Origin of the sequence: Pseudorhodobacter sp. W20_MBD10_FR17 (genome assembly GCF_052119765.1) — a bacterium.
Classification (GTDB): domain Bacteria; phylum Pseudomonadota; class Alphaproteobacteria; order Rhodobacterales; family Rhodobacteraceae; genus Pseudorhodobacter.
Genome location: NZ_JBGQOQ010000070.1, coordinates 1 through 8,581 on the forward strand (window position 1 = coordinate 1; position 8,581 = coordinate 8,581).

Consider the following 8,581-nt stretch of genomic DNA (forward strand, 5'->3'; position numbering starts at 1 on the left):
CTCTGCTTGGTTGCAATAAAACCATCTTGGCACAATTGATGCCGTTGGGGTGGGGGCATCCACCGCATCAGTTCAGATCGCCGCATGGCCGACAAACCGCAAACACCAGATTTGACAATAACTCCTTATGCTGGCCGGCTCAATCCGCTCTCAAATCAACCAAGTCTGGAACGCGTTTTGGTTGGGCGGCATCTTCAACACGCTTTCGGTCACTGAGCAACTGATCCTCAACCTCATGGCATGTGTAGCACTGTTTGAACGTGAGATGATGTTGGAACGGCAGAAAGAAGGTATCCAGAAGGCCAAGGCAGATGGCAAGTACACAGGTCGCAAGCCTAAACCAAGGATCATTGCTTTAGTGGCGTGCAAGTGGCCCTTGGTCAGGCTTTATGATCTTCCCATGCGCTGTGCCGTTGATGGATGTCAATTTGGGTTGTGTTCGTTTTGGTATCTTTTGAATCGACGTCCCGAGCTTGTTGTAGAGGTCAATTCCCCAAGGGTCAGCCGTTACTTTTTCCCTAATTTGTCCCGACGGCTGATCCTCCCTTTCACAGAAACGATGGAGGAAAAGGCCGCTATGACACATTGCGATGACCCCAAAGAAATAGGCTTTTTCATCGGTGATGAAATTGCGTTTTCCGATTGTCTTTTGAAACTCACCAGCGCCGAATTTTCGTCGCTGCAATTTATCCGTATCCCCACACTGAATTCAGCGTTAAGCACGTCTGATGTTCAAGCGGCACAGTGCCGCATCATCATTGTTAACGATTCCTTGGTGGATGATCTTCGGGCCTCTCTTCCCGCCATCTCAGCGCACTTCGCCAAGGCAAATGTCGTGCTGTCCTATCGGCATGCGCCAATTGCTGAAGCCTTTCTGCGTGATGCCGCCAATGATCCGGCTTTGGTCAAGGTTGGCGTTTTACCGATGCAGTTGGAAATGGTTCATTGGATGTCCGTCTTGCGGATGCTGATCTGCGGCGAGCGGTATATCCCATACGAGCTTTTCCACGCTTTCCCACCAAAGCCGAACGCCATTGGTCCAGCCCCCGCGCAGCAACAAACGGCGCAAGAGTCGGCACCCGCCAAACCGCCGTGCCTTCTTGCAAGGTTGACCGACCGTGAAATGCAAGTTCTGACTTCGGTGTCCATGGGCAAGCAAAACAAGGTCATCGCGGCCGAAATGGACCTATCCGAACACACCGTAAAGCTGCACATTCACAATGTTATTTCCAAACTGGGCGTAAATAACCGGACCGAAGCCGCCGTTTTCTACCTGGGCGCCACCCCCAAGCCCAATGGCGGATTGCTACAATGAAACCTGCAGGCCTATCTGATTTTGACGCCTTTTTGCTTCTGATCGGTAAGCTTAACTATGCCTGGACCAATACCGAAAGCCTGCTGATCCATGTGATCGCCGGGCTTTCAGGCATGAACAAGGAAACCGCCACTATTGTCTTTTTGACCCTTAACACTACCCGCGCGCGGCTCAATCTGGTCGAGCGCTTATCAAAACTGGACAAGGCAATGCCCGAGCGGGCAGCTATTTTGGCACTAACCGGACGGATTCAAAAACTGGCTGGCCTGCGCAATAGATATAACCATTGTATCTATGCTTTTGATGCCGAAGGCGGCCCCCCTCGCAGCATATTAATGCGGATTTCCGACCGAGGGGACAAGCTGAAGATCGGCCAAACCAACCTGCTAGATAAGGCCACCGTAGGTAATGTCGAAACAGCTATTCAGGAAATGTTTGCAGTCAATCAAGACATCTGGCGCCTGATTGCAGAGTATAACTATCCAAATTAGCCTAGTGCGTGTTGACGTTTGAGGATTCCCAAATCGGTTATTGAGTGTTTCAAGGTTGCAAACATAGGAGGCAACCTTGATCCGCACCGCTTTGACCGACGCCCAGTGGGAAACCATAGCACCGCACTGTCTTGGCCGGAAATGTGACCCCGGCCGCACCGGGCCGAACCCTCGTCTTTTTGTCGAGGCGGTTCTGTGGATTGCACGAACGGGATGCCCTTGGCGCGATCTGCCGTCAGAGTTCGGGCGATGGAATACAGTCTTCAAGCGGTTTCGCAGATGGGTCCAAGCGGACGCATTCTATCGAATGTTCAGAGTGTTAGCCGAAGACTCCGACTTTGAATACGCGATGGTCGACGGCACAATCGTCAAGGTTCACCGTCATGGACAGGGCGTAAAAGGGGGACACAAAGCCAGGCCATTGGGCGTTCTCGTGGCGGCATAACCAGCAAGATCATGGCGCTAACAAATGCCTTGGGTAATCTGATCGACTTCCGGCTGCTCCCCGGACAGGCGCATGATTTGCGCGGCACATCGGCGTTGATCGACGGGCTAACCTACGGCCAGTTCCTTGCCGACCGGGCATTCGACGCCAACTGGCTGCGTGACGCGCTGACAGATGCCGTGATCGAAGCGGTCATTCCGCCAAAATCCAACCGTCGGTTTCCGGCTGACTTCGACCGGGACACATATAAATGGCGGCACCTGATCGAGAATTTCTTTGGAAAGCTCAAGGAATACAGGGAAATCGCAATGCGCTGCTACAAAACTGACGCCAGCTTCAGCGCATTCATCTCCCTTGCGGCAACCGTGATCCGTTTGAAGTGAACGTCAACACGCCCTAGTCCATTTGCTAGCTTCACAAGCCAATCAACTGGATCTTATCCTCAATTTACATTCATCATTAATTAAGGCCCTTAGTTTCCGGGACGGTCCCACTGCTTGCCTGACATGTCAAAATCTTATTTTCATTTCTCACATGTCAATGCGCTGCCTAAATCCCGTTTAAAAGGTTCCTTACTTCTCGGGGGGTAAAATGACATTTATTAAGCAGATGCCAAGGGGCTCTTTTTCAGTAGGCCGCCCACAAAAAATTTTAGTTGCTGGCGGGGCGGGTTTTGTCGGAGGGCACTTGTGCAACCGGCTGTTCGCAGACGGCCATCACGTTATCTGCCTCGATAACCTTTTGACCGGCCGCCTATCAAACATCCAGCATTTGCTGGATCACCCTCGCTTCCGGTTTGTGTTGCATGACATTATTGCGCCATTGCCGTATCTGGGCCGTATTGAACAGATCTACAATCTGGCCTGCGCGGCCTCGCCCAAAAAGTATCAGGCCGATCCGGTCCACACGTTCAAAACCAACGTCTGGGGCGCGGTCAATTTGCTGGAATTGGCTGCCGACCACGACGCGCGCATCCTGCAATCCTCAACGTCCGAAGTGTACGGCGACCCATGTGTCAGCCCGCAATCCGAAAGCTATCATGGCAACGTCAACACCGTTGGCCCCCGCTCTTGTTATGATGAAGGCAAACGGGCGGCGGAAACCCTCTTTCACGACTTCCATGAAACCCGCGGCGTGCGCACCCGTATTGCGCGGATATTCAACACCTACGGTCCCGGAATGTGCCCCACCGATGGCCGAGTGATTTCCAACTTCGTGATTCAGGCGCTGTCTGACGCCAATATCACGGTTTACGGCGATGGCACGCAGACCCGATCGTTCTGTTACATCAGCGATTTGCTGGATGGCTTGATCGCCCTTATGGCTGCGCCCGACAGCCTGTCGGATCCAGTCAATCTTGGAAACCCGGTAGAATTCACCATGAATGAGCTGGCACAAATGGTGCGCGAAACCGTTGGCTCGAGGTCTGCCATCATGCATTTGGATTTGCCGGTCGATGACCCAAAGCAGCGCAAACCCGATATTTCAGCCGCCTTGGCACATCTGGGCTGGGCGCCAAAAGTATCGGTGGCCGAGGGATTGGCCCAGACCATCCCCTATTTCGCGCAGCTCCATCAAACACTTATGGTGGCAGAATGATCGCGCCTCAACATATTTGCGTCACGGGTGGAGCCGGCTATATCGGCAGCCACGCTTGCTATGCGCTGGCAAAACGCGGTGACCCCGTGTTGGTCGTCGACAACCTGTCTACGGGTAACCTTGGTGCGGTGCGGTGGGGGCCCTTGGCCCAGATCGACCTGCGCCAAACCGAGGCTTTGGCTGAAACATTTGTGCGCCACAATGTCCGCACAGTACTGCATTTCGCAGCCTCGGCCTATGTGGGCGAATCCGTATCGGACCCTGCAAAATACTATGACAACAATGTGGGCGGCATGCTGTCATTGCTAACGGCTTGCCGCGAGGCGGGCGTACGCGAATTCGTGCTGTCCAGCAGCTGCGCCACCTATGGCATCCCCGAAACTCTGCCGGTCACCGAGACCGCGCCGCAATGCCCCATCAACCCATATGGGCGCACCAAGTTAATTTGCGAACAGATGTTGCGGGACATTGCCCCACAGATTGGTCTATCGTATGCGGTCTTGCGCTATTTTAACGTGGCGGGTGCAGACCCAAGCGGCTCACTATGCGAAATGCATGATCCCGAAACCCATTTGCTGCCGCTGGCCCTGTTTGCGGCCGCCGGGCGCGGCCCTGCTTTGCGCCTGTTCGGGATGGATTTTGACACCCCCGATGGCACCTGTCTACGCGATTATGTGCATGTCAGTGACTTGGTTCAGGGCCACCTGGCCGCCGTGGACCGTTTGAACCAAGGGGCGGGGCCGTTGACCATGAATCTTGGGGCCGGAAAGGGGCATTCGACTTTGGATGTGATCAAGATGGTTGGACTGGTCACGGGTCGCAATGTTCCTTGGTGCCCTGCGCCGCGCCGCGTAGGCGACCCGCCCGCGTTGATCGCCAATACCACATGCGCGCGCGCATTGCTGGGGTTCAAGCCGCAACGCTCCGACCTCTACTGCATGGTCAGTGACGCCGCCCGCGCATTTGGACTGACCAAAACTCTGGAACAGGAGGGGGCCCATGCGATCCTCGTCTGACCCCGCTCTGCGGCCATTTCTTGCCCCAGTTCTGACCCGCCGCAGTCGTTCGCGCTATGTCTGGCTTGTGGGGCTGTGGCTGGTCGCTGCGGCGATCTTTTGGGCTTGGTGGCTGACCCCCGCGCATGTGATCGCGTCAGGTCGTTATGCCTTGGTTACGTTGTGTCTCTTCTGGATTTTCTTTCTTCAGGCCTATTTTCTGGCCATGCTCCTACGCGCACGCCAAGCTGTACCGCGCCACGACGGCCCCCCTTTGGGCCCCATTGCTATGGTGGTCACCAAGGCCCCATCCGAACCTTTTTCCGTGGTCCACAAGACCCTGCTGGCCATGCTGGATCAAGATACCCCGCATGACACGTGGCTCGCGGATGAGGACCCTCAGCCCCAAACCTTGGCATGGTGTGCCGAGAACGGCGTACATGTATCTACCCGTAAAAACATTCCCGAATATCATCAGAAAACATGGCCGCGCCGGACCCGCTGCAAAGAGGGGAATCTGGCTTATTTCTACGACCATTTCGGCTATGCCCGCTATGCTGTTGTGGCCCAGCTTGATGCCGATCACGTTCCACAACCGGGCTATTTGCGCCACATGCTGGTGCCGTTTGCCGACCCACGCGTTGGCTATGTCAGCGCGCCCAGCATCTGTTCGCAAAACGCCAATGAAAGCTGGGTCGCCCGCGCCCGCCTACATGCCGAAGCCATGTTTCACGGTATCTTGCAAGCCGGCTACAGCAACGGTTGGGCGCCGATGTGCATCGGGTCGCACTACGCCGTGCGGACCTGCGCTTTGCAACAGGTTGGCGGTTTGGGTCCCGATCTAGCCGAGGACCATTCCACCTCAATGATTCTTAACGCAGGCGGCTGGCGAGGGGTTCATGCAATGAATGCCATCGCCATTGGCCAAGGCCCCGCCACGATCACCGATCTAGTCACGCAAGAATTTCAATGGTCGCGCAGCTTGGTCACACTGCTTTTGTCCCATACCCCACGCTATTATGCCGCCCTCCCCGCGCGGCAAAAGTTCCAATTCGTATTTTCGCAGCTCTGGTATCCATTGTTTGCGCTGTTTATGGCGGTTATGTTCGTCCTGCCCCTCGCGGCTCTTCTATTTGATGTCCGCTTTGCCGAGGTCACTTTTCTCGCCTTTATGATGCATATGTTGCCTTCGATACTGGTGCTTATCATGCTGGCCTTCCGCATTCGCGCCGATGGGTTGTTCCGGCCTTGTGATGCCAAGGTGCTGGGCTGGGAAAAGGCAGTGTTTGCCGCCTTACAATGGCCTTGGGTGCTGCTGGGCTGCACGATGGCCTTGCGCGACAGATTGGTCGGTGGCTTTGTCGACTTTCGCGTAACACCTAAGGGTGAAAAGGTGGCCGCGATGGTGCCGTGGCGTGTGCTTGTGCCCTATCTGACCCTTGCAATCCTGTCGCTATTGCCTGTGCTTTTCGTACAAAACGCACAGGAGAGTGCAGGCTTTTACTTCTTTTCTCTGCTTAATGCCGCCCTTTACACCAGTGTTTTCTGCGTCATTGTTGTGCAGCACAACCGCGAAAATCGTATCGGCCGCACCCTGCCCTGTGTGCGGTTCGCGACGCAAACAGGCTGCGTTTTGGGGCTGGCCGCACTCGTCTCCTTTGGTCTGTTCGAGCGTGGCAATGCGGCCTTGATCGCCCTCGCTTCAACCAACGGTGAAATCCAACTGACCCGCACGCAATCTGTCGTGGCCGGGGCTGGGCAAGGCGCACCCGGCACGGTCCATACTTCCTATAATGCAAACTGGCTTTCCCAACTTCTTTTAAACCAAGTCGCCCAAAGGTACGCAAAATGAAACGCATTTCACCTCCGAAATTCATTCTCATCTCTCTCGCCTTGGCCAGCCTAATGGCAAGCCCCGTTTCCACGCAAACCGTGCCGCCAGGACCTTTGCCCTTTGGCATCTATGACCCCTACGGCGAATTCTCGAACGTGCAGGACGTGGCAATAGAGCATCTGTTCTTACCGTGGGAAGACGTTTTTCTTCCCAGCTTGGCCGAGGCGGAACGTTATACAAAATCTCGCGGCCGCTCGATTCTTGTGACGATAGAACCGTGGACTTGGTCACGCGATGAACGCAACTCGCCCAGGGCGCTGCAAAAGGGCATCGCCGACGGTACATATGACAATACCATGCGCACAGTTTGCGCGGCACTTGCCACCGTAGACGTACCCATGACAATCCGCTGGGCGCAAGAGATGGATGATGCCAGCGGCCAGTTCATCTGGGCTGGGTGGACGCCACAAACCTATATCGACGCCTACCGCCAGATGATCAACATTTGCCGCATCGCAGCGCCCAAGGCCAAATTCATGTGGTCCCCGCTGGGTACAGAAACGATGGCAGCATACTATCCCGGTGATGACTATGTCGATGTGATAGGCCTGTCTGTGTTCAGCCTGCAACCGTGGGAAGAAGCGATCTTGGGTGGCGCGCAAAGCTTTGACGACATCTTTGCACCCCGCTATCAACGCACCCTCCAATTTGGCAAACCCATCGTCATAGCCGAATTAGGCTATATTGGAGATATCGCCCATGTCACCGAATGGGATGACGCGGTGCGCACGTCTGCAGCGAAGTACCCCGAACTCGACGCCGTGGTGTATTTCAACCAGCAAGAGGTCTTTCCTTGGCCCAATGGGTTCGGTCTTCCCAACTGGCGCCGCACGGCAAATGTGCTGAACTGACCATCCAGCGGCCCGTTTGCGCCTCACTCGGGCCGCGTTTCCCGCACCACAACTGGCGATAATAGGTCTGTCTGCCAATTTATTGAAAACGCGTCCAATATCAAAAACAGGGCGCGTTTTGTCGTGCAAATCATGCTTCCTGTCGGCAACACTCCGCGCGGTTCTATCCTTCACGGTTGACCGTTCACTATTTCTCAATGAAAATAAAAGACGTTTAACGAGGATCGAAGGTTTCAAACCCGATCCCACCTTGAGGAGATCCGATTTGAAACACCCCTTTGGCCGGATTGAGCTTGTGGCCGCTTGCGTTGCGGCAGTGTTGGCCCTAACCGCTTCTGCTCCTGCCGCAGTTGCAAAAAATAGCCAGAATGACTCCATTGTGGTCGCCTCAGTAGGCACGGGCACCTATATCTGTTCGCCCGCAGGTTTTGGCCAAACATCACGCTGTTATCGCCGCTAAACTGGTAAATAACACGCTACTATGGAGTGCCCCCATCGGGTGGTCCAGTTTGAAGGTTAGTGCGTGGTTGGGCTCTGGCCTATTGCTCGGCCCACGCCCGCCGTAAACTGATCGAGATCATCCGAACCGGTCCCGCGCCAATTACCGAGAAAGGCGTGGCACTCATCCGCGATCTCTAAGCCATCGAGGCTGACATCCGTGGCAATGACGATGCTACCTGCTTGGCCGCGCGCGAAGAACTGTCCGCCCCGATCCTTGCCCGCCTTGAAGACTGGCTGCGCCATCATCGCGCCCGCGCTTCTGCCAAATCGCCCCTCGGTGAGGCATTGGCCTATATCGCGAAAGACCGCGACGGCCGGGTCGTTTCCTGACAGATGGCCGCATCGAGATCGACAACAACACCTTCGAACGCACGATCCGCCCCATAGCGAAGCATGTTTCATTGCACACTCCCTCTTTAAGTGTCTGTAAACATTGGAAGTGTGTCGGTGTCAGTAATGCGACACGGGCGTCCTTTTCGGACTATGGCAG

Annotated in this window: 6 protein-coding genes and 2 pseudogenes; all 8 read left to right on the forward strand. The window is 55.2% G+C overall.

Annotated features, from left to right (window positions below; genetic code table 11):
- The first annotated feature begins 127 nt into the window (after window positions 1–127).
- Complete coding sequence (locus ACEN2J_RS20090) at window positions 128–1,315, forward strand: LuxR C-terminal-related transcriptional regulator (protein ID WP_442108446.1); 1,188 nt, start codon at window positions 128–130, stop codon at window positions 1,313–1,315.
- Complete coding sequence (locus ACEN2J_RS20095; protein ID WP_442108448.1) at window positions 1,312–1,806, forward strand: hypothetical protein; 495 nt, start codon at window positions 1,312–1,314, stop codon at window positions 1,804–1,806. Before ACEN2J_RS20090 ends, ACEN2J_RS20095 begins: the two co-directional genes overlap by 4 nt.
- A 91-nt stretch (window positions 1,807–1,897) precedes the next feature.
- Window positions 1,898–2,634: pseudogene (locus ACEN2J_RS20100) on the forward strand (IS5 family transposase).
- Between the two features lie 226 nt (window positions 2,635–2,860).
- Window positions 2,861–3,850 carry a UDP-glucuronic acid decarboxylase family protein gene (locus ACEN2J_RS20105; protein WP_442108456.1) on the forward strand — a complete coding sequence of 330 codons (990 nt, stop codon included), beginning with the start codon at window positions 2,861–2,863 and terminating at the stop codon, window positions 3,848–3,850.
- Window positions 3,847–4,866, forward strand: coding sequence for a UDP-glucose 4-epimerase GalE (gene galE, locus ACEN2J_RS20110; RefSeq protein WP_442108450.1), 1,020 nt, complete (start codon window positions 3,847–3,849; stop codon window positions 4,864–4,866). The genes ACEN2J_RS20105 and galE overlap by 4 nt, the downstream gene beginning before the upstream one ends.
- Window positions 4,850–6,697, forward strand: coding sequence for a glycosyltransferase family 2 protein (locus tag ACEN2J_RS20115; RefSeq protein WP_442108452.1), 1,848 nt, complete (start codon window positions 4,850–4,852; stop codon window positions 6,695–6,697). The genes galE and ACEN2J_RS20115 overlap by 17 nt, the downstream gene beginning before the upstream one ends.
- Window positions 6,694–7,590, forward strand: coding sequence for a glycoside hydrolase family 26 protein (locus ACEN2J_RS20120; RefSeq protein ID WP_442108454.1), 897 nt, complete (start codon window positions 6,694–6,696; stop codon window positions 7,588–7,590). Before ACEN2J_RS20115 ends, ACEN2J_RS20120 begins: the two co-directional genes overlap by 4 nt.
- Before the next feature lie 525 nt (window positions 7,591–8,115).
- Window positions 8,116–8,480 (forward strand): annotated as a pseudogene (locus ACEN2J_RS20125) (IS66 family transposase); the annotation flags it as partial.
- Between the last annotated feature and the right edge of the window lie 101 nt (window positions 8,481–8,581).

Coding starts and splice junctions, on each gene's coding strand:
- galE (WP_442108450.1), top strand. CDS start 3,847: ATGATCGCGCCTCAACATATTTGCGTCACGGGTGGAGCCGGCTATATC.
- ACEN2J_RS20120 (WP_442108454.1), top strand. CDS start 6,694: ATGAAACGCATTTCACCTCCGAAATTCATTCTCATCTCTCTCGCCTTG.
- ACEN2J_RS20095 (WP_442108448.1), top strand. CDS start 1,312: ATGAAACCTGCAGGCCTATCTGATTTTGACGCCTTTTTGCTTCTGATC.
- ACEN2J_RS20105 (WP_442108456.1), top strand. CDS start 2,861: ATGCCAAGGGGCTCTTTTTCAGTAGGCCGCCCACAAAAAATTTTAGTT.
- ACEN2J_RS20090 (WP_442108446.1), top strand. CDS start 128: ATGCTGGCCGGCTCAATCCGCTCTCAAATCAACCAAGTCTGGAACGCG.
- ACEN2J_RS20115 (WP_442108452.1), top strand. CDS start 4,850: ATGCGATCCTCGTCTGACCCCGCTCTGCGGCCATTTCTTGCCCCAGTT.